This window comes from Rhodanobacter sp. Root561 (assembly GCF_001427365.1).
In the GTDB taxonomy this organism is placed as follows: Bacteria; Pseudomonadota; Gammaproteobacteria; order Xanthomonadales; family Rhodanobacteraceae; genus Rhodanobacter.
In genome coordinates this window covers 245,121-267,443 of record NZ_LMGH01000001.1, presented here as the reverse complement: position 1 = coordinate 267,443, position 22,323 = coordinate 245,121, and the positions used below count along the sequence as shown (strand labels likewise).

Genomic DNA, 22,323 nt, shown 5'->3' with positions numbered 1-22,323 from the left:
CCACCCGGCCGTCAGGCCGCCTGGCGAGCGGGCTTCAGAAGAATTCAGCAATCTTCAGCCGGTTTGCCAACGACTTTCAGCGGGACACGGGGTGAGTGTACGCGTCGCCCGGCGACCTGCGCGACAGCGTCGCTGCGAGGGCATCCAGACCCGATGATTCCGAGGTGACCGAGATGAAACACGTGATGATGAAATCCGCACTGATGCTTGTCTTCGCGGCCGCGCCGCTGCTGGCGCCGGCCCAGTCGATACCGCTGAACAAGGCGGTCGGATCGGCGGATATCGCGGCGGCTGCCCTGCTCCCCTCGCAGCGGATCGAGGGCTTATGGGACGAGCAGGTGGAGCAGGTCGACTGCCACAGCGGCGCACCGCTGCATCCGATCGGGCGCGGCACCAACCTGTTCCTGCATGGTGGCGCCCTCGTCGCCACCAACAATGCGCCGCCCACCGTGATGGGCATGACGCTCGGCCAGTGGCGCCATGCCGGCGGCAACCGGTTCCGCGCGCGGATGCGCCTGAACCTGTTCCAGCCGCCGCTGGAAACCTTCACTGGCTTTCGCGTGATGACCCGGGACATCACCTTGTCGAATCATGGCAACAGCCTCACCGGCACGGTCTCGGTGCAGGACTATTTCCCGGAGGGTGCGCCGCAGGGCGCGCCGTTCTGCGCCCGCGAAAGCGGCACGCGGATCGCGTCGCCGTAAGTGCAGCAAGCAGGCGTGGCGCGGGGATTCGTTCCGGCGCCGCGCATGCACCGGGCACGGACCGGCCGGGATTCGGGATGACCGATGCCCTGCGCCGGTGTTCCGGTTTCGTACCACGATCAAACGAAAAGGCCTGGCTAACCAGGCCTTTCCCTCGTTTCAACGGCGCGACTCCGGCCGCCCGGCGAGCAACCGGTTTACTCCTTTGTGGAGTTCCAGGTTTGGGTGCTTCCGGAATCCATCGAGTGATTGGCGGTCTTCATGCTCTTGCCGTCCGCCGAGATGGTCATGGTGCTGGTGAGCCGCGGCTTGCCATCCATGAAATAGGTTTCGCGCAAGGCGTTCTTGCCGATGCGCTTCACGGACACCGTGCCACTCTGCTTGCCATTCTGCATGAACGGCACCGCCTTGCCGCCGATCACGCCGGCGTACGAGCCGCCGTTGCCGCTGTTGTAATCGACCTTGTTGCCATCGACCTTGTAGGTGTCGGTCCTGGCAGGCCCGCTTACGTCGGCCAGGTGGTCGAACCGCCACGAACCGGCCACGGAATTCGATCCGGCGGGCGCCTTGCCCACCCGGTGGAACATCGCTTTCGAGGTGGATTCGGATCCATCGCGGTTCGAGGTGGACATGGCCGTGGCGGTCGTGCCGTCCGCCGCTACCGTGAAGGTCGAGGTGGCCAGCGTCTTGCCATCCATCCTGGTCGTGCGCTGGACCGTGTGGTCGTCGATCACCTTGACCGCGATGCTGTCGAAATTGGGATGACCGCTGACCGTGTGGTCCTCGCCATCGGCCTTGATGCTGATGGGTGGCGTGGTGTTGTCGGTGAACATGCCGTCCTTGAGCGTCATGATCACCGGCTTGCCGCCGGTCTCGTGCATCGAGCTGGCATCCGTTTTCCACGTGCCATTGAATGCGTCTTGCGCAAACACGCACGCAGGGACCAGCAGCGCGAGCGCGAAGCTCGCGATGATCAGCTTTTTCATTGATTCCTCCAGAAGGGGCCCGAATCCCGGCACAGGCACTGTGGCCCTGCGGTGCCTCGTTGCAGGCTGCGCGCGATGACGTAAATCTCGGGTTAAGCGAATACGCCGTCGTCCGCCGCGTCCCGCGCCTACTTCTGCAACATCTGCCGGAACGCCGCCGTGCTCATCGGTCGTCCCAGGAAGTGCTCGATCAGATCTTCGGCGCTTTCCGAGCCACCGGGGTCGAGCACGGCCTTGCGGTAGGCCATCGCCACCTGCGGGTTGCGCATGCCTGCGGCCTTGAAGCGGGTGAACAGGTCCAGCGCGATCGCCTTGGACCAGACGTAGGTGTAGTAGAACGCGCCGTAGTCTTCCAGGGCGCCAAACGCCGCGTAGACGTGCGCGCCATCGGGCGTGGGCACCGGCCCGTACGGGTCGTAGAGCTTGAGCCACATCGGCTCCAGATCGAAGCCGGCGGGCTGCTCGTGGAAGCCCAGCGACACGTTGGCCAAGCCGAGCTGGCGGCGCCAGTAGCTCGCTTCGCCGAAGTGACGGGCGGCATTCATCTTGGCCACCAGCGCCGCTGGAATCGGTTCGCCCTTGGCGTTGGTGGCAAACCGCCGCAAGGTGTCGGCGTTCCAGATCCACTCCTCCAGCAACTGCGAAGGCGCCTCGATGAAGTCCCATTGCAGGGTCATCATGCTTTGCGAGACGTACTGCTGGTGGCCCGAATACAGCACGTGCAGCAGGTGGCCGAACTCGTGCAGGAAGGTCTTGACGCCGGCATGGTCCATCGGCCCGGTGGCCGGCAGATTGCAGACCAGACCCGCCAGCGGGATCTGCCCGTTGGCCAGGCCCATCCGCACCGCGGCGGTTTTCGCATGCTGGAATTTCCCCGCACGCGGATGCATGTCGAGGAAGAACCGGCCGACCAGCTTGCCGTGGTCATACAGCTCATAGCCCTCGACATCGCTCGACCAGAAGTGCGCACCTTTCCATGGCCGGATGTCGGCACCGAACAGGTCATGCATCAGCGCGAACACGCCGTCGCGGGTCTTCGCATAGGTGAAGTACTGCCGCACCTGCGCCTCGTCGAATCCATAGTCACGCTTCTTCACGATGTTGGTGAGGTAGCTGACGTTCCATGCCTGCAGGGTGGATTCGCCGGGGATCAGCCGCTGCTGCTCGGCCAGCAGGGTCGCGTTGTCGCGTTTTGAACCGTCGATCGCGGCGGCCGCGATGCTGTCGAGGAAGGCCTTCACGTGCTGCGGCGTGCCGACCATCTTGTCGGCCATGTCCAGCGCGGCGAAGCTCGGGTAGCCCAGCAGGTGGGCCAGCTCGGCGCGCCTGGCCAGCAGGGTTTTCAGCGTGGCCTCGTTGGCGGGCCAGGCGCGGTTGGCGAAGCGCAGGTACATCTGCTTGCGCACCGACTCCTTGTCGGCGAATTCGATCAGCGGATTGGCGTCCAGCGCCACCGTGCGGATATGGATCAGGCCATCGGCGGCCGGTTTGTGCGCGTCGATGTAGTCCTGCGGCATGCCGGCCAGGTCGTCCACCGACGCCAGCGTGACCTCGCTCTTGTCCTCGGCAAGGTTGCGCTGGAACGCCAGGCCGGCGTCGGTGATCTGCTGTTTCAGCGCCGCGACCTTGGCGCGGGTCGCCGCATCCTTGTCCACGCCGGCCAGGCGGTAATTGCGCAGGATCTTTTCCAGCGCGTAAGCCACCGATGGCTCCAGCCCCGTTGAAGGAATCGCCGCCAGCCGGTCGTAGATCGGTCGGGACAGCGACACGCCGGCCACCTTCTCGGCCAGCTTGCTGGCGCAGGCCCGGGCGGCGTCGCGGATTGCCTGGTCCGGATTTGTGGAATCGACCAGGTCCAGTTCCAGGCCGCCCATCATCAGCACGTTGCTCAGCTCGTCGTAGGCCTGGAAGTCCTGCGCCATGCTGGCCGGGCCGGTGCGTGCTTCCAGTGCCGCGCGCAGCGAATCATCGAGCTGCAACGAAGTGGCGCAACGTTGATGGACGGCAGCGACCGAAGCGGGGGCCAGCAAGGGACTCTGCAGGAACGACGCGACCTGCTGCGGCGTGGTGGCCGCCTGTGCCGCAACGGCGCAGCCAAACAGGCCCGCGGCGAAAATCACCGAAATCATCAACCGCATCTGCATGTCCCCGCTGGATGGTGACCCGCGCCCTTGCGGCGAGTGTCCACGGCAGCCTCACCGTTGGCGAACTCTACTCTTGGCGCACGCCCGCTGGATACCGCGGGCTCGCGGGAACTCAGTGCCTGCCCGTCGGCGCCCCAAGCAGATGTCCCTGCACCTCGGTGCCGTACAGCGACATCGGCGTGTCATGGTACTTCTTGCGCGTCTCGCCGACGCTGCCGTCGAAGCGCGGGTCCTGCGGACGCTCGTGGGCGTCCATGTACATCGCGACGTCCCACGCATCCTGGTCGCTCAGCGTGTTGCCGCGACTGAACGGCATGTTCGCCTTGATGAAGGCGGCGGCGTTGTCCAGCTGGTGCATGCCGGCGCCCCAGTTGAACGATTGCGGCCCCCACAGCGGCGGAAACACGTTGCGCCCGGCAACCTGCTGGCCCTGGCCGTCGTCGCCGTGGCAGAGCGCGCAGTTGTTCTTGAACACGGTTTCGCCACGCGCGTAGTCCGGTGGTTGCGGCGGCTTGAAGCCAGCCTTCGGATAGCCCGCGCCAGGCAACTTCTTCCCCACCGGCGCGCCCCCGGCCATCCACCAGGCGTAGGTTTCCAGCGCCACCATCTCGGCACTGTCCAGCGGCGGCGCCTTGCCGTTCATGCTGAAGCGGAAACAGCCCTGCAGGCGTTCGCCGAAGGTGTTCACCTTGCCGTTCTTCTTGCGGTACTGCGGGTACACGCCATAGGCGCCCCACAGCGGCGCCGAGTTCGCCTGGCGACCGGCATCGAGATGGCAGTTGCTGCAGCTCAGCCCGTTGCCGACATACGCCTTCGCGTGCGTGGGCGTGTCGGTGAAGATGTCGCGCCCCTGGCGAATCACGTCGCCCAGCGGCCCGGCGGGAATCGCCGACTCGGCCGGCGGCGAGAACGTCGTCGACGCGGGCGCGGCGGTCACCGCTTTCGGCACCGAGGCGGCGGTCGCCGGAGCAGGCGCGGGCGCAGGCTTCTGAGTGCAAGCGGTCAGGACACAGACGAACGCGAAACCTGCAAGCACGAACTTCATGGCACAGCCTCCGCAGCCGGAACGGGTTGGGCCGCGAACCATGCCGCCACCGTCTCGATGTCCTGCGCGCTGAGGGCCGCGGACAGATGCTGCATCAGTTGCAGCGGATCGTTGTGTCGCGTGCCTTGCTGCCAGGCTTTCAACTGGGCCTCGATGTAGCTGGCGGGCTGGCCGGCCAGGGGCGGAAAGTTCGCACCCACGCCGCTGCCGCCCGGGCCGTGGCATTGCACACAGCCGGGCACGCCGCGGCTCCAGTCGCCCCGCGTGGCGAGCAGCGCACCGGCGCTGTCGGGCGCGGGCAGCGCCGTCGCTGATTTCGCCGCCAGCGGCAGCTGGCTGTAGTAGGTCGCCATCGCGTGGCGTTCGTCTTCGCTCAGCGCGGTTGCCGTCGATTGCATCACCGGGTTGCTGCGCGCGCCGCTGACGAAGTCGTCCAGCTGCTTCTGCAGGTACGCGGCATCCAGACCCGCCAGTCGCGGATTGCCCGCGGCCGCCTGGCCGGCGCCGTCCGCGCCGTGGCAGGCCATGCACGGCGCAGCGCCCCGACCGTTGCCCGCGTTGGCGATGGCGGCGGCATCGATGGCCAGCGCAGCAGGCGGCATGCCGATGCCGGCCAGCGCGGCGATCCCGAACAAACGACGTATGGCCGGCCGGAACATGGCGTGCACCTCAGTGAGCGGGAAGGAAGCCGTACTTGCGATACACCGCGGCCGCGGCGGGGCTCTGCATGAAGGCCATGAAGTCCTTCGCCGCCTGCTCGTGCGGCGCGTTCTTCATGCGCGCCGCGGTATACGTGGCGACCGCGTTCTGCGCCTCGGGAATGGCCACGGTTTCTACCGGGTGATGCAGGATCTGCTGCTGGAAATACGCCTCGGTCGACCACACCGGCGCCGCGTCCGATGCGCCCTGCAGCACGCGCAGCGGCGACTGGCGATGATGGATGCGGGTGAGGAAGGTGGTGCCGTCGGCCACCTTGGCCTGCATGATGGTGTGGTCGAGCGCCTCGCCACCGGCCTTGCGATAGCTCGCCTCGATCTGCTTCGCGATGCCTTCCCAGGCCGGGTTCGGCATGCTGACCCGCACGTCGCCGCGACCCAGGTCGGCCAGCCCCGTGATGTGCTTCGGGTTGCCCCGGGCGACCAGGATCGCCAGCGGATTGCGCGCGTAGTCATGCGTCTCGGCGAACCAGCCGTGCTCCTTCTGACGGTCGGCGATGGCGCCCTTGCCGGCCGTATAGACGTCCGGACGATGGGTGATGCGCAGGTTGCCCATGACCAGCGAGCCGCTTTCGATCTGCTTGGCCAGGATGCCCGGCGGCAGGGTTTCCACGAAGATCCGCTGGTAGGCGGGATGCGCCTGCCGGAATGCATCCATCAGGTCGTGCACCACCATGAACTGGTTGCCGGCGAAGAACACCACCAGCTGCGGATCGACGATGTCGCCGTGCAGGTCGGCGATCGCGTCGAACGGCGGCACGCTGAACTGCAGGCCGGCCGGCGGCGGATTCCACGGCGGCAGGTAGTCGGTTTGGTCGGCGGCGCTGGCGGCAACGCTCAGCACGCATGCGGCGGCGGCCAGCAACAGCCGGGGAATCGGATGGCGCATGACGATCTGCTCCTGCGGATGGATTTACTGCGGGCTCAACGCATAACCCTGCTGCTGCAGGTCGATCACCGTGGTCAGCCCTGACAGCGCCACGGTGACCTGCGGATCGACCCAGTCGTACTGGAAGTCGTGTTCGGCCACGGCCTGGGCGCACACGGCGACATCCACCCCGGCCTTGCGCAGCTGGGCGATCAGCGGCAGGTTGGGATTGGCCACGCCGTACTTCTTGCGGTATTGCGCGTCGTTCAACACGATCGGCGTGGCCGGCCCGGCCGCGATCGCCACGAATTTCAGATGCGACAGCGGCACGCCGGCGTTGACGTAGAGGTTCACTGCCCGCGCCACGTGATCCAGCGACGGACTCACCGCGGTCGGCTTGTCGCCGGCCTTGCCCAGGCTGAACACGACCTTGTAGGTGGCCTGGCGATCGGGCTGGTAGGCCGCCTGCGGCATCGGATGAATCCGGCCGGCGCCGTGGATGGTCGGGGTCTGCCAGAAGTCGTTGCCGGCGACGGCGCCGGTGGAAAACAGGGCCAGCGCAAGCAACGCGGGCGCGAACGAACGGATCATGATGACCTCGCTGACTTTCCGGCAGCGCGAAATGGCGCCGGATCATGCTATGCCCGCACCGCTTCGTCGACCAAGGATGGATTTGTGATCAGGCCGATAAGCCTGGCTTATCGATGCCCGCCAGGCGCATCACACCGGCCCATCACACCGGAGCGGAGCGCTGGGCGAAGTAGCGCGCCGGCGGCCGCCCGAACTGGCGCCGGAACATGGCCACGAAGGCGCTGACGCTGACGTAGCCCAGCGCATCGGCGACCTCGCCCACCTGCTCGCCGGCGGCCAGGCGTTCCAGCGCCCGGCTGAGCCGCGCCTGCTGTCGCCACTGGGCGAAGCTGCAGCCGGTTTCGCTGCGAAAGAGCCGGCTCAGGCTGCGCGCCGAAAGCCCGGCCCAGTCGGCCCAGGCCTCCAGGCTGCGGTTGTCGTGCGGCTCGGCCAGCAGCTTGCGCGAGATGCGCAGCAGGCGCCGGTCATCCGGCATCGGCAGGTGCAGCGGATGGTCGGCGATCCGCGCGCGGCGCATCTCGTCCATCAGCACGTCCATGATGCGTTGCTGCCCGTCGTCCAGCCGATCGCTGTCGGCCCAGGCGGAAGCGCGATGCACCAGCGCCCGCATCAGTTCGTTGGCGCCCAGCACGCTGGGCTCGTCCGGCATGCCGACGGCGGCCTGTGGCGCCACGAACACGCCCCAGCCGTGGGTGCTCTGGATCACGCTGACGGTGTGTTCCTCGCCCGGCGGCATCCAGCCGACCCGATGCGGCGTCAGCGTCCACAGGCCGAGCCGGGTGCGGACGCACACCAGGCCGCTTTCCACGTACATGAACTGGCCGCGCAGGTGGCTGTGCCACACGCTCTCCCGCTCCGGCGCCAGGTCGTTCACGACGAAGGCAATCAGGCCTGGGCCGTCCGCCTGCTCGATGCGCAGAAATTGTTCCTGGTGTCCCATTGGCGGGTTCTCGACACTTTTTGACTTATTCACGTTATCAGGCCAGGCGGGCGGAAAACTACACTGGGTCGACCCATCCAGCACGTCCCTCTGGCGCTCTGTCCATTCCCTGCCGGCAGAAACGTCTTCCATCTGATCCCGGAGGAAACCGATGCCCGTGAATACCCCCACCTTGCTGCGAACCCGGCCCACGCTCGACGCCAACGAAGCCTGCGTCACCTTCGTCGCCGCGGCGCAGCTGATGCTCGATCCCGCCACCCCCGAAGCCCTGCGCCGCGAAGTCGAACCGCGGCTGCTGGCCCAGTTGCCCACCTTGCGGGCGCTGGGCGTGTTCGACCTGTTCGAATTGCGCGACCCCGCCTTGCGCGCCTGGCTGGCCGACGAGCTGGCGGAACTGGGCGGGGGCGGCGTTCGAACGTAATTTGCCTGCGCAAGCATCAACACAGACATATTTGCCTTGACAACTATAGTTTTGGCAATAGAATGCGCGGCATGAAGACCGAAGCTCCGCTTTTGCACTCGCCCCCCGCCGACCCGGCACACCCGCCGAGCCTGGGCATGTTGCTGAACATGGTGCGCTCCGAAATCGTGCGTGCGGTCGAGGCGGAACTGGCCAAGCAGGATCTGGACCTGAGCTTCACCCAGTTCCTGATCCTGAAAAAGGCACATCAACTGGGCGCGGTATCGGCCACCGAGCTGGCCCGCGCGGTGGAGCTCGACGGTGGCGCAATGACGCGCCAGCTCGACCAGCTCGAACGCAAGGGCCTGCTGCGCCGCACGCCGCACGCACAGGATCGCCGCGCCCTGCGCATCGAGCTGACCAGCGCCGGCAACGCGGTCTGGCAGAACTCCGCCTCGCTGTGCAGCGAACGGGTGATGACGGCGGCGCAGCGCTCGATGACGTCGACCGAACAGGCCCGGTTGCATGACTACCTGGGGCGCGTGCTGAGCGCGCTTCGCGACAAGAACTGATCCCTCCCCCAATCTCCCTCTCTTCCCCGGACTTCCACCCATGCGTCTGCACTTACTGGCGGCTGCGACCGCCCTGACCCTGGCATTGGCCGGCTGCGCCAGCAGCGGTGGCCTGCAGCCGGATGGCACGCCGATCGATGCCGCCTCGCTGAAAGCCGAGCGCAGCCTCGCGCGGCTGGACCTGACGCCGGCCGCGTGGCCCGCGCAGGACTGGTGGCACGCGCTGGGCGACAGCCAGCTGGACGCGCTGATCGATGAGGCGCTGCACGACAATCCCGGCCTTGGTGTAGCCGACGCGCGCGCCCGCGCAGCCCAGGCCGAGGCCGGCCGTGCCGACGCGGCGCGCAAGCCCAGCATCAACGCCGGCGCCAGCGTGTCCGGCGCACGCATCCCCACCACGGTGATGCCGGCGGATTCCGGTGGCGGCCATTTCGCCCTGGCCAAGTACGCCGACGTGAGCTTCAAGTGGGGCATCGACCTGTGGGGCGGCAAGCGCGCCGCGTGGGAAGCCGCGCTGGGTTCCGCCCGCGCCGCCGAGATCGACGCCCGCGCCGCGCGCATCGAGCTGTCCGGCAACGTGGCGCGCGCGTATGCGCAGCTCGGCTATGCGTTCACCCAGCAGGACCTGGCCCGGGGCGAGCTGGAACGCGCCAGCCAGGCCCGCACGCTGACCAGCCAGCGGGTCGCCGCCGGCATCGACAACCAGATCGCGCTGAAGCAGTCCGATGGCGAAGTGGCCGTGGCGCAGCAGGACGCCGCACTGGCCGATCGCGCAGTGGACGCCGCCCGTTCGTCGCTGTCGGTGCTGCTGGGCAAGGGTCCGGATCGCGGCCTGCAGATCGGTCGCCCGCACCTGCTCACCCCGGCCCAGCTCGCGGTGCCCGACAACCTGCCGCTGGACCTGCTCGGCCACCGTGCCGACCTGGTCGCCGCGCGCTGGCGTGTCGAAGCGGCCGGCAAGGACATCAAGGCCGCAAAGACCGAGTTCCTGCCCAACATCAGCCTGGGCGCGATGGCCGGCGTGATCACGCTGGGTGGCGGCAATCCGTTCACCCTGCCTGCGCGCTTCTACCAGTTCGGCCCGACGCTGAGCCTGCCGATCTTCGACGGCGGCCGCCTGCGCGCCAACCTTTCCGGCAAGGATGCGCAGTACGACCTGGCCGTGGCGCAGTACAACCAGACCCTGGTCGGCGCACTGAACGAAGTGGCCGACGAGCTCTCCGCCGCGCATGCCGTGCAACTGCAGCTGGACGCGCAGCGGCGGGCGCAGACCGCGGCGCGGCAGGCCTGGCAGCTGGCCGAGCAGCGTTACAAGGCCGGCATCGGCAGCTATCTCGAAGCGCTCGTGGTGCGCCAGCAATTGCTGACGGCCAACCGCGGCGTGGCCGCGCTGGAAGCGCAGCAGGTCGACCTTTCCGTACAGCTGATCGAGGCGCTCGGCGGTGGCTTCCAGCCGCAGGCCGACGCGCCCGCCTCTTCCTCTTCTTCCCCCATCTCACGTTCCTGAGGCAGCCCCATGTCCAGCCCGACCTCCACTCCGGCCGATAGCACGGCCGCCACGACTCCCGCCGCCCCGAAGAAGAATCCGCGCGGCTTCATGCTGCGCCTGCTCGGCCTGGTGGTGCTGCTCGGCATCATCGCCTGGGCCTTGTGGTACTTCCTCGACGGCCGCTGGTACGAAGGCACCGACGATGCCTACGTCAACGGCAACGTGGTGCAGATCACCCCGCAGGTGCCCGGCACCGTGGTCAGCATCGGCGCCGACGACGGCGACCTGGTGCACGCCGGCGACGTGCTGGTGCAGCTCGATCCCAGCGACGCCGACGTGGCGCTGGCCGAGGCGAAGGCCAACCTGGCCAACACCGTGCGCAAGGTGCGCGGCCTGTATTCCAGCGTGAACGGCGCCCAGGCCGACGTGGCCGCGCGCAAGACCGCAGTCGACAAGGCCCGCGCCGACTACAAGCGCCGCGTGGCGCTGGCCAAGTCCGGGGCGATCTCGGCCGAGGAACTGGCACACGCCAGCGACGCGCTGACCACCGCGGAGAGCGCGTTGATCACCTCGCAGCAGCAGTACCAGACCAGCAAGGTGCTGGTCGACGACACCGTGGTCGCCTCGCACCCGGACGTGCAGGTTGCCGCAGCCAGGTTGCGGGCGGCCTATCTGGACGACGCCCGCGCCAGCCTGGTGGCGCCGGTGGACGGCTATGTGGCCAAACGCTCGGTGCAGGTCGGCCAGCGCGTGCTGCCCGGCGCCGCGCTGATGGCCGTGGTGCCGCTGCACGGCGTGTGGGTGGACGCGAACTTCAAGGAAACCCAGCTGACGAAAATGCGCATCGGCCAGCCGGTGGAGATCGAGTCGGACGTCTACGGCGGCTCGGTGAAATACAAGGGCAAGGTGCAGAGCCTGGGCGTCGGCACCGGCAGCGCGTTCTCGCTGCTGCCCGCGCAGAACGCCACCGGCAACTGGATCAAGATCGTGCAGCGCATTCCCGTGCGCGTGGTGTTCGACGATCCGGCGATGCTGGAAAAGCACCCGCTGCGGCTGGGCATGTCGGTGACGGTGGACGTGAGCCTGCACGACCAGAACGGCCCGACCCTGGCCCAGAAGTCGCCCACCCAGCCGGCCTTCAGCACCGACGTCTACAAGCAGCAGTTGGTCACCGCGGACGCGACGATCAACCAGATCATCCACGCCAACATGGCTCGCGGGAAATAACCCGATCGACTCCCTCCCCTGCACCGCAGGGGAGGGTTGGGGTGGGGTGCCCTTGATCTGCGCGACCCTGCGCGCCCCCCTCCCAACCTCCCCCTGCTCGCAGAGGGAGGAGCAATTCAGCCCCATCACTGACCGACGCCGATGACCACCCAATTCCGTCCACCCAATCTGGCACTGAGCACGATCGGTCTGTCGCTGGCGACCTTCATGCAGGTGCTGGACACCACGATCGCCAACGTGTCGTTGCCGACGATCGCCGGCAACCTCGGCGTCAGCAACAACCAGAGCACCTGGGTGATCACCTCGTTCGCGGTGAGCATGGCGATCTCGCTGCCGCTGACCGGCTTCCTCACCCGCCGCTTCGGCGAGGTGCGGCTGTTCACCGCCTGCACGCTGCTGTTCGCGCTGACCTCGTTCCTGTGCGGGGTCTCGCAGAGCATGGGCATGCTGATCCTGTTCCGCGCGCTGCAGGGCGCGGTGGCCGGGCCGATGTACCCGATCACGCAGAGCCTGCTGATCGGCATCTACCCGCCGGCCAAGCGCGGCATGGCGCTGGCGCTGCTGGCGATGGTCACGGTGGTGGCGCCGATCGCCGGCCCGATCCTGGGCGGCCTGATCACCGACAACTATTCGTGGCCGTGGATCTTCTTCATCAACGTGCCGATCGGCATCTTCGCCAGCATGGTGGTGGCCAGCCAGCTGCGTGGCAAGGTCGAGAAGACCGAGCGTCCGAAGATCGACTACGTCGGCCTGATCACCCTGATCATCGGCGTGGGCGCGTTGCAGATCGTGCTGGACAAAGGCAATGACGAGGACTGGTTCAACTCCACCTTCATCATCGTCACCAGTATCGTTTCGGCGATCAGCATCGCGATCTTCCTGATCTGGGAACTGACCGACAAGGACCCGATCGTCGACCTCAAGCTGTTCCGGCACCGCAACTTCACCGCGGGCACCATCGCGCTGATCCTGGCCTACGCCGCGTTCTTCTCGATCGGCCTGCTGGTGCCGTTGTGGCTGCAGCGCAACCTGGGCTACACCTCGACCTGGGCCGGCTACGCCACCGCGCCGCTGGGCGTCATCCCGGTGCTGCTCACCTTCTTCGTGGGCAAGTACGCCACCAAGGTCGACCTGCGGCTGCTGGCCTCGGTGGCGTTCGTGGTGATGGGCATGACCTGCTTCATGCGCTCGGACTTCTTCATCGGCATCGACTTCTACCACGTGGCGATGGTGCAGCTGTGGCAGGGTCTCGGCGTGGCGCTGTTCTTCATGCCGATCCTGACCATCCTGCTGTCGGACCTGCAGCAGAACGAGATCGCCTCGGGATCGGGGCTGGCCACCTTCCTGCGTACGCTGGGCGGCAGCTTCTCGGCCTCGATCACCACCTTGCTGTGGGAGCGCCGCGCGGTCAGCCACCATGAGCAGCTGGCCGAACACATCACCGCCTACGACCCCACCTCACAGGCAGCCATCAGCCAGCTCGGCCACGGCGACGCGCAAGGCGCCAGCAGCCTGATCAACAACATGATCACCCAGCAGGGCTACCAGATCTCGTTCAACGAGGTGTTCCATGCGCTGGGCTGGATCTTCCTGGGACTGGTGCTGGTGATCTGGCTGGCCAAGCCGCCGTTCGGCGCCAAGGCAGGCCCGGCCGCCGGCGGCCACTGAGCGGGTCGCCCGCGCAACCGGCAACAGCACGACGGCCTCGAACGGGGCCGTCGTGTTTCAGATGACTCAGATATCGAAGGCCACGCCGACCACGGCCATCGTCTCGCCGCGGTTCGGGCCGCTCAGGCTGCCGTTGGAGACATGGCGGATCGCCAGGGTGAAGTGTTTCGCCTGCCAACCCAGCGTGCTGACGAACTGGTAGTGGCTGGACAGCGCCTGGGTGGTGTGATTGGTGGCAGCCACCTGAAAACTGGCGAACAGGGGCTGGTACCAGTCGCCGGCGTCACCGCGGTGGACGCGCACGCCAGCGGCCAGCAGCGCCACCGACGGGCGCGTGGTGTAGGGGCTGTAGTCGTAGCGGTGCACGTCGCGGCCATCGATCCAGCCCAGCGACACGTCGGGCGACCAGCTGTAGCGGGTGCCGCCGAGCGGTTGCGCCGGGAATACCGCCTCGACGAAGGTGGCATTGCTGCCGTAGCTGTCCATGTAACTGCGCCCGCCCTGGATCTCGATGCGGGTGGCGGCCGTGGCGGGTATGGCGGCGGCGATCAGGCCGAGGGCGATGGCGTGTCGAGCAAGGTTGCGCAGGGACATGGGGGATTCCGGGGAGGGGAAGTGAATTAATGTACCTCGCAGTTTACCAAATGTCGCAGGCTTCCGACTCATCCTTTTGGGTGATTTCGGCAACACGGTGTTTCGCCAGACATGAAAAACCCCGGCACGATGGCCGGGGTCGGGTGAACGTCGGGTTGAGACGGTCCTGTCGAGACGGCTATTTCGCGGCGGAGCCGGCTTGCAGGGTCGGGCTGTCCAGATCCAGCGCGGTCGACTCCAGCAGCACGGCCTGCGGATGCGTCTTGCGGATGTCCGCGGCGAATTTCGAGGCGTCGCCCACCACCACCACGGTGCCGGCGTCGGCGGTGAGGTATTTGTCGGCGTACTTCTCGATCTGCTTCGGGGTCACCGCCTGCACCTGGGCGATGTACTTGCCGATCTCGTCCAGCGGCACGCCGTAGACGGCCAGGTCACCGACTTCGCTGGCCAGTCCGGCGGTGGTTTCCAGGCTGCGGCCGTAGCTGCCGATCAGGGTGGCCTTGCGCGCGGCCAGTTCGTCGGCGGAAACCCGCGTGCCGCCGAGCCGCTTGAACTCGCCCAGCATCAGTTCGACCACCTGGGGCGCGGACGGGTTCTTGGTCTGCGCCGCGGCCAGCCACATGCCGGCGTCGTGCAGCGGCATCAGGCGGCTGTTGGCGCCGTAGGACAGACCGCGCTTGATGCGGATCTCCTCGTTGAGGCGTGCCGAGTACGAACCGCCAAGCACCGCATTGGCCACCGTGCCCACGTAGTAGCCGTGATCGGCCCGCGATGGCGCCGGATGCGCGGCGACCACGCCAGCCTGGCCGGCGCCGTGCTGGTCGATCAGCAACACCGCGGGAAGCCGGCCGGCGTGGCGGCCGGTCGGTCGCGCCGGCAGCGGCGTGGCCGGCCTGGCCCAGTCGCCGAAGCTGGCCTGAGCCAGTTGCTGAGCCTGCGCCGGCGTGATGTCACCGGTGAGGATCAGCATCGCGTTGTCCGGGCGATACAGCGCCGCGTGCAGCTGCTGCACGCTGGCCCGCGTGACGCGCGGGATCGAAGCGGGCGTGCCGCTGCGCGAATGGCCGTAGGCACCATCGCCGAACACGCCGCGACTGGCCGCGAACGAGGCCAGCGTGGTGGGCTGGCTCAGCATCAGGTGCAGGTCGTCCAGCGCCTGCGCCTTCGAGCGCTTCAGCTCGGCTTCGCTGAAGTCCGGCTGGCGCACCACCTCGGAAAGCAGCTGCAGCGCCTGCGGCACTTTCGGCGTGGTCACGGTGATGCCCACCGCGCTTTCGTCCCAGCCGGCGGAGGCGCCGAGCGAGCCGCCCAGCGCCTCCGCCGCCGCCGCGATCTGCGGCGCGGTCTTTCCAGCAGCGCCCTTGGTCAGCAGGTTGGCAGTGAGGTCGGCCAGCCCGGCCAGGGTCGGCGGATCCATCTCGCCGCCGCTGCGCACCACCAGTTGCGCGGTGACCAGCGGCAGGCCGGCGCGGCGCACGCTGATCACCTGCAGGCCGTTGGCCAGCGTCTGGGACGACGGCGTGGGTACGCTCAGCGTGGGCGCCGGGCCCGGTGCCGGCGGCGTGGCCGGGAAGTCGGCAGCGAGCAGGTTGCCGCTGGCAATCAGCGCAGCGGCCAGCACGGTCAGGCGGAGAGGCTTCATCGGACGGCTCATTTCACTGCTCCCTGTGCGGCGGCCGGCTTGGCTGCGGCAGCCTGCGGCAGGTAGTCGATGGTGACGCTGTGCGCGCCGGTGACGTATTTCTGCAGCACCCGGTGCACGTCTTTCTCGCTGACCTTCTGCAAGGCATCCAGGTCGGTGTTGACGCGCTCCACGTTGCCGTCGATCAGGCTGGCCTGGCCCAGGGCGAAGGCCAGGCCCTGGGCGGTCTGGCGCTGTTTCAGCGCGGAGGTGAGCAACTGGGTCTTCACCTTGTCCAGCTCGGCATCGGGAATCGGCTGGGTCGCCAGCCAGATGATCTCTTCATGCAGCAACTTGGCCGCCTCGGCCGGCTGATGGCCGCTGGCGAGGATCGCATAGGCGGTGAACAGGCCCGGGCCGACGCGGCTGTCGGCATCGGCGCCCGCTTCCTGGGCAACCTGGTGGCGATACACCAGCGACTGGTACAGGCGCGAGGATTCGCCCTGCGACAGCAGCGCCGCGGCCACCTTCAGGGCCGTGCTGTCGGCGCTGTCGGACGCCGGCGGAATCAGCCAGGTGATCGCCACGCCGGGCAGCGGCGCGGTCTCGCTGGTGATGGTGTAGTGCTGGTCCTTCCTGCGCGCGGGTTCCTTCGCGGTGACCTGCGGAATCGGCGTGGCCGGTTTCGCGATCCCGTCGAAATACTGGTCGACCCAGGCATCGAGCTGCTTCGGGTCGAAGTCGCCGGCGACGATCAGGGTGGCGTTGTCGGGGCGGTAGAAGGTGCCGTGGAAGTCGATCACGTTCTGCAGCGACGCCGCTTCCAGGTCCTCGATGCTGCCGATGGTCGGGCGCTGGTACGGGTGCACCATGTACGACTTCGGATCGATCGCGTTGAACAGCTTGCCGTAGGGATTGGCCAGCACGCTCTGGCGGTATTCCTCTTCCACCACGGCACGCTCGGACTTGAAGTTCTTCTCGTCCACGTTGAGGTTGGACAGCCGTTCCGCCTCGGCCCACAGCAGGGTCTGCAGGTGGTTGCTGGGCACGATCTCGAAATAGTTGGTGACGTCGTCGCCGGTGGAGGCGTTGTTGGCGCCGCCCACGTCCTCGGTCAGCCGGTCGAACTGCTCGGCGTGCATGTGCTTCGTGCTCTTGAACATCAGGTGCTCGAACAGGTGCGCGAAACCGGAGCGCCCCTGCGGGTCGTCCTTCGAGCCGACGTGGTACCACATCTGCACCGCCACGTTGGGGCTGGCGTGATCCTCCACGCTGAGCACCTGCAAGCCGTTCGGCAAGGTGCGCTGGTGGTAGGCGATCGGCGGCACGGCGAGTTCCGCAGCCGCTGCCGGCAGGGGAATCGCGGTGGCGGCAAGTACACCGAGTGAAACCAGCAAGCTGGCCGTGCGCAGACGCTTGGTCATCCGTAGTCCTTTCGGGTGGAAAGCCCCAACCATACAAGGCGCACGCGGCCGGCGGGAATGCCTGGCCGCACCTCATATTTTTACCCGGGCAGTATTGACAAAGGATTTGACCCGTATAAAATCTGCCGGACGAATTTACCCGGACAAAACATGTCGCCGACCACCTCATGCATCGCCTTCGACGGCCCGCAACGGATCGCCCAGGGCGCTCTGGCCGATGTCGCCCGCGCCGCGAAACAGCGCCTGGACGCGGGTGCCACCGGGCCGCTGCTGGTGTTCGACGAGCGCGACAGCCGGCCAATCGAGATCGACTTGCGCGGCAGCGTCGAAGACGTGCTGGCCCGCCTGCCGTCCGCCACGCCCGCCGAACCGGCCAGCCGCGGCCCGGGTCGCCCGAAACTGGGCGTGGTGCCGCGCGAAGTCACCCTGCTGCCGCGACACTGGGACTGGCTGGGCCAGCAACCCGGCGGCGCCTCGGCGGTGCTGCGGCGACTGGTCGAGCACTCCATCCGCCAGGGTGGCGCGAAGGAACGCGCACGCCAGGCGATCGAATCGGTCGACCGCTTCATGCGCGTGATGGCCGGCGACGAACCGGGTTACGAGGAAGCCTCGCGCGCCTTCTACCGCGGCGACCGCGAGCGCTTCGGCGCGCTGATCGCCGCGTGGCCGGCGGACGTGAGCGCACACCTGCGACAGCTGGCTGCGATCGCCTGGGACGAGCGCGAAGACGCCGGCTGAGCCGGGCGGCAGCCCATGGCATTTTCATCCCGCTCAGCCACCCGACCTGCGAACCCACTGATGGCCACCGCCCACCGCGACTCCGTTTTTGCCAACCACAACTTCCGCCTGCTGTTCGGCGGCAGCACGATCTCGATGCTGGGCGACCAGTTCACCTTGGTGGCGCTGCCCTGGCTGGTGCTGAAACTCACCGGCAACCCGGCTGCGCTGGGCTTGGTGCTGGCGGCGATGGCGCTGCCGCGCGCGCTGTTCATGCTGATCGGCGGCGCGGTGGTGGACCGGCTGTCGCCGCGCCGCGTGCTGCTGGCCGCGCGCGGGGTGAATGCGCTGCTGGTGGCGCTGCTGGCCACGCTGGTGCTGCTGGGCGACATCCGCATGTGGCTGGTGTACCTGATCGCGCTGGGCATCGGCCTGTCCACCGCGTTCGCCTACCCGGCCGGCTCGGCAATCCTGCCGCAACTGGTGCGCAAGGATCAGCTGCAACCGGCCAACGCGCTGGTGATGGGCATGCGCCAGCTCAGCATGTTCGTCGGCCCGGCGCTGGCCGGCGTGGTGATCAGCCTCGGCGCGCACGGCGCACAGCCGCAGGCAATGCAGGATGCCGAAGGGCTGGGCCTGGCGTTCGCCGTCGACGCGGTCAGCTTCGCCTTTTCGCTGGCATCGCTGCTGTTGATCCGCGTGCACAGCGACTTCGATCCGAAACCCGCCGCGGGCGGCGTGCTGGCCAACGTGGCCAGCGGCGTGCGGATGATCTGGGCCGACCTGCCGCTGCGCGCGTTCATGCTCTACGCGGCGGTGGTCTCGGTGTTCGTCGGCGGCCCGCTGCAGGTGGGCTTGCCGGTGCTGGCCGATACGCGGATGGATCTGGGTGCCGCCTCGCTGGGCATCCTGATGACCGCCAACGGCGGCGGCATGCTGCTAGGCAGTTTCCTGTCCGGCCCGGCCAGCCGCATCGTGCGCGGCCGCCTCGGCCTGATGGTGCTGACCATCGACAGCCTCGCCGGCCTGGCCCTGGCCACGTTGGCGCTGGTGCATGCGACGGTCACCGGCGCGGTGCTGCTGGCCGCCACCGGCGTGCTCGCCGGCATCGCGCAGATTGCCATCGTCAGCTGGATCCAGCGCCGGGTGGCGCCGGAAATGATGGGCCGCGCCATGAGCGTGCTGATGTTCACCTTCCTCGGCCTGGGCCCGATCTCGGCCGCGATCGCCGGCAGCCTGCTCCAGCTGATCTCGCTCACCGACCTGTTCGCCGGCACCGGCCTGCTGCTCACCGCGATCGCCCTGACCTGCATGCGCAGCCCGGCGCTGCGCAGCATCGGGACGGAGCGACCCGCGCCGGTGGCGGCCGGCTGAAGCGGCGGCGTGCTACGGCCTCACGCCTTGATACGCCGTCCCGCGACATACGGCAGCGCGAACAGGTACAGACCGCTGAACAACTGCGCGAACAGCGGTGGCAGCGGCGAGTAGGTCAGCCACGCCGGCGGTTCGTGCGGGCTCGTCCAGCGCCATGCGAAGTTCGCGATCACGGTCAGCGTGAACACGATCGACAGCCAGCGGTGGCTCTGCCGGATCCACTGGCTCGCGCTCACGACGCCCCCTGCGCAGACGCCTTCGCCTCGATCATCTTCCAGCCATTGCCCGAGGGGTCGCGAAAGCCCGCGTCGACGGTGCCATAGCGGCTGATCGGCTCCTGGGTGAATTCCACGCCGAGCGCCTGCAGCCGTTCGCAGGCTGCCCGGCAATCGTCCACCACCAGCACCAGCGGCGGCATCGCGCCCTTGGCCACCATTTCGCAGAGCGTCTGCGCGGTCGCCGCGTCGTGGATCGGCGGCCCCGGCCGGAACAGGCCGAGCTGGAACGAGGGCTGCTCCGGGTGCCGCACGGTCAGCCAGCGATAGTCGCCGTTGCGCGCATCGGCATGGACGACAAAGCCCAGCTTCCCGACATAGAACGCGAGCGCTTCATCCTGATCGCGGACATACAGTCCGGCTACATCGACACCTTGGGTCATGGTGGAACCTCCGTGGATTGGAGTGCCTTTTTACCGGTCACCGCACTGCGCCGCTTCTCCGAAACTGCGCTCTTGAGATCGGGCCGATGCGCGGCGCGCACGATGCACTCCGGGACGCGCCCGCGCCCATGCGGCATCACCCGCTGGCGCGCGCGGAACTCCCCCGGGCTCTCGCCGGTGATGTCGCGGAAAATCCGCCCGAAGGTGCCAATGCTGTTCCAGCCGGTCTGCAGCGCGACCTCGGTGATCGCCAGATCGGTATCGCGCAGCAGCGCCGTGGCGCGCTCGATGCGGCGGGTGAGCAGGTAGCGGTGCGGCGGCATGCCGAACGCATCCCGGAACGAGCGCGCAAAATGCGCCGCCGACACCGCGCTTACCTGCGCCAGCCGGCGCACCGGCCACTCCTCGTGGGGCGCCCCGTCCATCCGGTCCTTCGCCCGCAGCAAGCGCCGCAACAGTTCGGGACTCTGGCCCATGTGCCCTCGCCAATCTCGTGAACGCAGAGCCTACAACGCGGACCAGGTCTGGCAAGGTGGCGGAACCAGACCCTGGGCACGAATTGCGCAAGTCCTCGTGTCGCGCCATGCCAGTTCCGTCGGCCGGCAGCCATGGCGGCCGACTGAGAGATGGGCCAGCGCGATCAGGCGCAGATGATGTCGCGCGCTTCAGCCTGTCATTCTGACGACGACGCCCCGGCGATGACCGGGGCGTCCCGATTTCAGGGGCGTTTCCGGATGTCGGCGTCAGGCCGCCTTGCCCAGATAGCGCGCCCGCTTGGCGGGCTTGAGTGCCGCCAGGTCCAGCATCACCAGTCCGTCGACGCAGCCGGAGAAGCCGGGGTCTTCGCCGAAGTCCAGAAACTGCGCGCCCGACGGCTCGACCAGGTCGACATACTGTCGGTACAGCACCGGCAGGCTCACGCCCAGCGCATCCAGATGATGTTTCAGCTTGCCCAGACCGGCGGGTGCGTCCAGTCCTTCCAGCGCCTGTCGCACGCCCTGGCGGACCTCCGCGGAAATCACGAACGGCTGCCTGGCCGCGGCCAGCCCCGGCGCGCCGAAATAATGCTGGTGCGCGGCGGCGATCCATTCGCGTGCCTCGCGCGGCAGGCTGACCGACATGCTCACCGGACCGAACAGGTAACGCAGCCCGGGGTGGCGTTGCAGGTACAGGCCGATGCCCTGCCACAACTGGTCCAGCGCGCGCGAGCGCCAGTACGCCGGCGCAATGAAACTGCGCCCCAGTTCCAGCCCCTGCGCCAGCCGCGATTCCAGCGCCGGCGAATAGTCGAACAGGCCGGAGGTATACAGGCCCTGCATGCCCCGTTCGGCCAGCAGCTTGCCGCCGTGGCCAAACCGGTACGACCCGGCGATGCGCAACTCCTTGCCATCCCACAACACCAGATGCTCGTAGTGCGGATCGAACGCATCCAGGTCGCGACGCGCGCCCACGCCCTCGCCGACCTTGCGGAAGGTCAGCTCGCGCAGGCGGCCGATCTCGCGCAGCACCGCGCTGTCGGCACCGCCCTTGAGCAACAGCAGTTGCTTGCCATCGTTGAGTTCGGCCAGCAGCTCGGCACGCGCCAATTCGGCCGCCACCTGCCCGGCCGGCTCCGGATGCGCCAACGGCGCCTGGCCACCGAAGATCAGCCCACGACGCCGGCCGACCCGATACACATGCCGTCGCATCAACCTGGCCGCCTGCGTCGGCGAGCCACCGCTGCGCTGTGCAAGCTCGTTCGCCGCCACCAGCGCGCCGATGCTGAAACCGATGCGCCGGCTGCCCGGCGCCACCGCCTCGCGCGGCAGCATCGCCGTGCTCAGCGGCTTGGCCAGCATCGACATGCCGTAGAACATCGTCGAATTGCGCGCGGCCACGTGCACCGGCAACACCGGTACATTTCGCCGCAGTGCCAGCCGCGCAAAGCCGTCCGACCAGCGCCCGTCACGCACGCCGTCGGGGCGCATCCGCGAGACCTCGCCGGCGGGAAAGATGATCAGCGCCTGGCCGTCGTCGAGTGCGCGGTAGATCCCGCGCAGCTGCGATGCCGCGCCCTTGCCGAACACGTCCACCGGCAGCAGCAGCCGGCCCAGCTGCGGCACCGTCGCCAGCCAGTCGTTGCCGAGGATGCGCACATCCGGTCGCACCGAACCGATCAGCTGCAGCAGCGCCAGCGCGTCCTGCATGCCCAGCGGATGATTGGCCACCACCAGCAGGGGACCCTCCAGCGGGATGTGTTCGCGTTCGCGCAGGTTGAGCTGATAGCTGGTGCCCAGCACATCCAGCACGCGCTCGACAAAATCGAAACCCTCGGCCGCGCCGACCCGGCTCAACACGCGATTGAAACCGTCCTCGTCGGCCAACCGCCCCAGCATGCCCGACACCGGGCGACGGATGGCCGGATACTGCGCGAGCCACGGCAGGCGCTCGACCAGTGACTGCTCGATACTCAGCATGACGGTGTCCTCGAATCGACTGCCGCCATCGTGCAGGGGGATTGTGACAATCGGTCGGTGACGCCGCCGGGGCATGGCACCGCCTGGCTTCATCAGGCCGAACGGCCAGCGTTACCTGCATGCCGGTTC

Annotated in this window: 22 protein-coding genes; 8 read left to right on the top strand and 14 right to left on the bottom strand. The window is 67.9% G+C overall.

The window, feature by feature from the left end; genetic code table 11:
* Positions 1-173 precede the first annotated feature (173 nt).
* On the top strand, positions 174-704 hold the full coding sequence (locus tag ASD55_RS01130) for a hypothetical protein (RefSeq protein ID WP_056763130.1): 531 nt from the start codon (positions 174-176) through the stop codon (positions 702-704).
* A 197-nt stretch (positions 705-901) separates the two neighbouring features.
* Here ASD55_RS01130 and ASD55_RS01125 read toward each other — a convergent pair whose 3' ends face one another.
* From ASD55_RS01125 to ASD55_RS01095, 7 genes are all read right to left on the bottom strand, one after another.
* Complete coding sequence (locus ASD55_RS01125) at positions 902-1,690, bottom strand: hypothetical protein (protein WP_056763128.1); 789 nt, start codon at positions 1,688-1,690, stop codon at positions 902-904.
* Between the two features lie 128 nt (positions 1,691-1,818).
* A complete protein-coding gene (locus tag ASD55_RS01120; RefSeq protein WP_056764388.1) occupies positions 1,819-3,828 on the bottom strand; it encodes a M3 family metallopeptidase in 2,010 nt (669 codons plus the stop codon).
* 118 nt (positions 3,829-3,946) lie between these two features.
* Positions 3,947-4,879, bottom strand: a complete 933-nt coding sequence (locus ASD55_RS01115) for a c-type cytochrome (protein WP_056763126.1) — start codon at positions 4,877-4,879, stop codon at positions 3,947-3,949.
* On the bottom strand, positions 4,876-5,538 hold the full coding sequence (locus ASD55_RS01110; protein ID WP_235577690.1) for a c-type cytochrome: 663 nt from the start codon (positions 5,536-5,538) through the stop codon (positions 4,876-4,878). The genes ASD55_RS01115 and ASD55_RS01110 overlap by 4 nt, the downstream gene beginning before the upstream one ends.
* A 10-nt stretch (positions 5,539-5,548) precedes the next feature.
* The gene (locus tag ASD55_RS01105) at positions 5,549-6,484 is read right to left on the bottom strand and encodes a substrate-binding domain-containing protein (RefSeq protein ID WP_056763124.1); all 936 of its coding nucleotides are present in this window, start codon (positions 6,482-6,484) and stop codon (positions 5,549-5,551) included.
* Positions 6,485-6,508: 24 nt separating this feature from the next.
* The gene (locus ASD55_RS01100; RefSeq protein ID WP_056763122.1) at positions 6,509-7,054 is read right to left on the bottom strand and encodes a DsrE family protein; all 546 of its coding nucleotides are present in this window, start codon (positions 7,052-7,054) and stop codon (positions 6,509-6,511) included.
* A 142-nt stretch (positions 7,055-7,196) separates the two neighbouring features.
* Positions 7,197-8,027: a helix-turn-helix transcriptional regulator gene (locus tag ASD55_RS01095; protein ID WP_235577689.1), complete on the bottom strand. Its 831-nt coding sequence runs from the start codon at positions 8,025-8,027 to the stop codon at positions 7,197-7,199.
* 118 nt (positions 8,028-8,145) lie between these two features.
* On the opposite strand from ASD55_RS01095, the gene ASD55_RS01090 reads away from it, so the two are divergent.
* The 5 genes from ASD55_RS01090 (at position 8,146) to ASD55_RS01070 (ending at position 13,350) form a co-directional block, all read left to right on the top strand.
* On the top strand, positions 8,146-8,415 hold the full coding sequence (locus ASD55_RS01090) for a hypothetical protein (protein ID WP_056763117.1): 270 nt from the start codon (positions 8,146-8,148) through the stop codon (positions 8,413-8,415).
* Positions 8,416-8,486: 71 nt separating this feature from the next.
* The gene (locus tag ASD55_RS01085) at positions 8,487-8,966 is read left to right on the top strand and encodes a MarR family transcriptional regulator (RefSeq protein WP_056764384.1); all 480 of its coding nucleotides are present in this window, start codon (positions 8,487-8,489) and stop codon (positions 8,964-8,966) included.
* A gap of 40 nt (positions 8,967-9,006) precedes the next feature.
* A complete protein-coding gene (locus ASD55_RS01080; RefSeq protein ID WP_056763115.1) occupies positions 9,007-10,473 on the top strand; it encodes an efflux transporter outer membrane subunit in 1,467 nt (488 codons plus the stop codon).
* Between the two features lie 9 nt (positions 10,474-10,482).
* Positions 10,483-11,682: an HlyD family efflux transporter periplasmic adaptor subunit gene (locus ASD55_RS01075; RefSeq protein ID WP_082542601.1), complete on the top strand. Its 1,200-nt coding sequence runs from the start codon at positions 10,483-10,485 to the stop codon at positions 11,680-11,682.
* Positions 11,683-11,823: 141 nt separating this feature from the next.
* On the top strand, positions 11,824-13,350 hold the full coding sequence (locus tag ASD55_RS01070) for a DHA2 family efflux MFS transporter permease subunit (RefSeq protein WP_056717672.1): 1,527 nt from the start codon (positions 11,824-11,826) through the stop codon (positions 13,348-13,350).
* A 66-nt stretch (positions 13,351-13,416) separates the two neighbouring features.
* Here ASD55_RS01070 and ASD55_RS01065 read toward each other — a convergent pair whose 3' ends face one another.
* The 3 genes from ASD55_RS01065 to ASD55_RS01055 form a co-directional block, all read right to left on the bottom strand.
* Complete coding sequence (locus tag ASD55_RS01065) at positions 13,417-13,944, bottom strand: acyloxyacyl hydrolase (protein ID WP_056763114.1); 528 nt, start codon at positions 13,942-13,944, stop codon at positions 13,417-13,419.
* Between the two features lie 178 nt (positions 13,945-14,122).
* Complete coding sequence (locus tag ASD55_RS01060; RefSeq protein ID WP_235577687.1) at positions 14,123-15,586, bottom strand: pitrilysin family protein; 1,464 nt, start codon at positions 15,584-15,586, stop codon at positions 14,123-14,125.
* An 8-nt stretch (positions 15,587-15,594) separates the two neighbouring features.
* The gene (locus ASD55_RS01055) at positions 15,595-16,989 is read right to left on the bottom strand and encodes a pitrilysin family protein (protein ID WP_056763110.1); all 1,395 of its coding nucleotides are present in this window, start codon (positions 16,987-16,989) and stop codon (positions 15,595-15,597) included.
* Positions 16,990-17,139: 150 nt separating this feature from the next.
* Here ASD55_RS01055 and ASD55_RS01050 point away from each other — a divergent pair, with 150 nt between their 5' ends.
* Both ASD55_RS01050 and ASD55_RS01045 read left to right on the top strand, forming a co-directional pair.
* A complete protein-coding gene (locus ASD55_RS01050) occupies positions 17,140-17,727 on the top strand; it encodes a DUF2239 family protein (protein ID WP_056763109.1) in 588 nt (195 codons plus the stop codon).
* A 60-nt stretch (positions 17,728-17,787) separates the two neighbouring features.
* The gene (locus ASD55_RS01045) at positions 17,788-19,080 is read left to right on the top strand and encodes an MFS transporter (RefSeq protein ID WP_056763107.1); all 1,293 of its coding nucleotides are present in this window, start codon (positions 17,788-17,790) and stop codon (positions 19,078-19,080) included.
* Positions 19,081-19,100: 20 nt separating this feature from the next.
* Here ASD55_RS01045 and ASD55_RS01040 read toward each other — a convergent pair whose 3' ends face one another.
* The 4 genes from ASD55_RS01040 to ASD55_RS01025 form a co-directional block, all read right to left on the bottom strand.
* Positions 19,101-19,316, bottom strand: coding sequence for a hypothetical protein (locus ASD55_RS01040; RefSeq protein WP_056763105.1), 216 nt, complete (start codon positions 19,314-19,316; stop codon positions 19,101-19,103).
* Positions 19,313-19,738, bottom strand: a complete 426-nt coding sequence (locus ASD55_RS01035; protein ID WP_056763103.1) for a VOC family protein — start codon at positions 19,736-19,738, stop codon at positions 19,313-19,315. The genes ASD55_RS01040 and ASD55_RS01035 overlap by 4 nt, the downstream gene beginning before the upstream one ends.
* Entirely contained in the window at positions 19,735-20,214 is a 480-nt protein-coding gene (locus ASD55_RS01030) for a helix-turn-helix transcriptional regulator (protein WP_056763101.1), read from the bottom strand. The genes ASD55_RS01035 and ASD55_RS01030 overlap by 4 nt, the downstream gene beginning before the upstream one ends.
* 267 nt (positions 20,215-20,481) lie before the next feature.
* Entirely contained in the window at positions 20,482-22,194 is a 1,713-nt protein-coding gene (locus ASD55_RS01025) for a lysophospholipid acyltransferase family protein (protein WP_056763099.1), read from the bottom strand.
* Positions 22,195-22,323 lie beyond the last annotated feature (129 nt).

Excerpts from the sequence above, each read along its gene's own strand:
- ASD55_RS01130 (WP_056763130.1), top strand. The coding sequence starts at position 174 with ATGAAACACGTGATGATGAAATCCGCACTGATGCTTGTCTTCGCGGCC.
- ASD55_RS01125 (WP_056763128.1), bottom strand. The coding sequence starts at position 1,690 with ATGAAAAAGCTGATCATCGCGAGCTTCGCGCTCGCGCTGCTGGTCCCT.
- ASD55_RS01120 (WP_056764388.1), bottom strand. The coding sequence starts at position 3,828 with ATGCGGTTGATGATTTCGGTGATTTTCGCCGCGGGCCTGTTTGGCTGC.
- ASD55_RS01115 (WP_056763126.1), bottom strand. The coding sequence starts at position 4,879 with ATGAAGTTCGTGCTTGCAGGTTTCGCGTTCGTCTGTGTCCTGACCGCT.
- ASD55_RS01110 (WP_235577690.1), bottom strand. The coding sequence starts at position 5,538 with ATGTTCCGGCCGGCCATACGTCGTTTGTTCGGGATCGCCGCGCTGGCC.
- ASD55_RS01105 (WP_056763124.1), bottom strand. The coding sequence starts at position 6,484 with ATGCGCCATCCGATTCCCCGGCTGTTGCTGGCCGCCGCCGCATGCGTG.
- ASD55_RS01100 (WP_056763122.1), bottom strand. The coding sequence starts at position 7,054 with ATGATCCGTTCGTTCGCGCCCGCGTTGCTTGCGCTGGCCCTGTTTTCC.
- ASD55_RS01090 (WP_056763117.1), top strand. The coding sequence starts at position 8,146 with ATGCCCGTGAATACCCCCACCTTGCTGCGAACCCGGCCCACGCTCGAC.
- ASD55_RS01085 (WP_056764384.1), top strand. The coding sequence starts at position 8,487 with ATGAAGACCGAAGCTCCGCTTTTGCACTCGCCCCCCGCCGACCCGGCA.
- ASD55_RS01080 (WP_056763115.1), top strand. The coding sequence starts at position 9,007 with ATGCGTCTGCACTTACTGGCGGCTGCGACCGCCCTGACCCTGGCATTG.
- ASD55_RS01075 (WP_082542601.1), top strand. The coding sequence starts at position 10,483 with ATGTCCAGCCCGACCTCCACTCCGGCCGATAGCACGGCCGCCACGACT.
- ASD55_RS01070 (WP_056717672.1), top strand. The coding sequence starts at position 11,824 with ATGACCACCCAATTCCGTCCACCCAATCTGGCACTGAGCACGATCGGT.
- ASD55_RS01065 (WP_056763114.1), bottom strand. The coding sequence starts at position 13,944 with ATGTCCCTGCGCAACCTTGCTCGACACGCCATCGCCCTCGGCCTGATC.
- ASD55_RS01060 (WP_235577687.1), bottom strand. The coding sequence starts at position 15,586 with ATGAAGCCTCTCCGCCTGACCGTGCTGGCCGCTGCGCTGATTGCCAGC.
- ASD55_RS01055 (WP_056763110.1), bottom strand. The coding sequence starts at position 16,989 with ATGACCAAGCGTCTGCGCACGGCCAGCTTGCTGGTTTCACTCGGTGTA.
- ASD55_RS01050 (WP_056763109.1), top strand. The coding sequence starts at position 17,140 with ATGTCGCCGACCACCTCATGCATCGCCTTCGACGGCCCGCAACGGATC.
- ASD55_RS01045 (WP_056763107.1), top strand. The coding sequence starts at position 17,788 with ATGGCCACCGCCCACCGCGACTCCGTTTTTGCCAACCACAACTTCCGC.
- ASD55_RS01035 (WP_056763103.1), bottom strand. The coding sequence starts at position 19,738 with ATGACCCAAGGTGTCGATGTAGCCGGACTGTATGTCCGCGATCAGGAT.
- ASD55_RS01030 (WP_056763101.1), bottom strand. The coding sequence starts at position 20,214 with ATGGGCCAGAGTCCCGAACTGTTGCGGCGCTTGCTGCGGGCGAAGGAC.
- ASD55_RS01025 (WP_056763099.1), bottom strand. The coding sequence starts at position 22,194 with ATGCTGAGTATCGAGCAGTCACTGGTCGAGCGCCTGCCGTGGCTCGCG.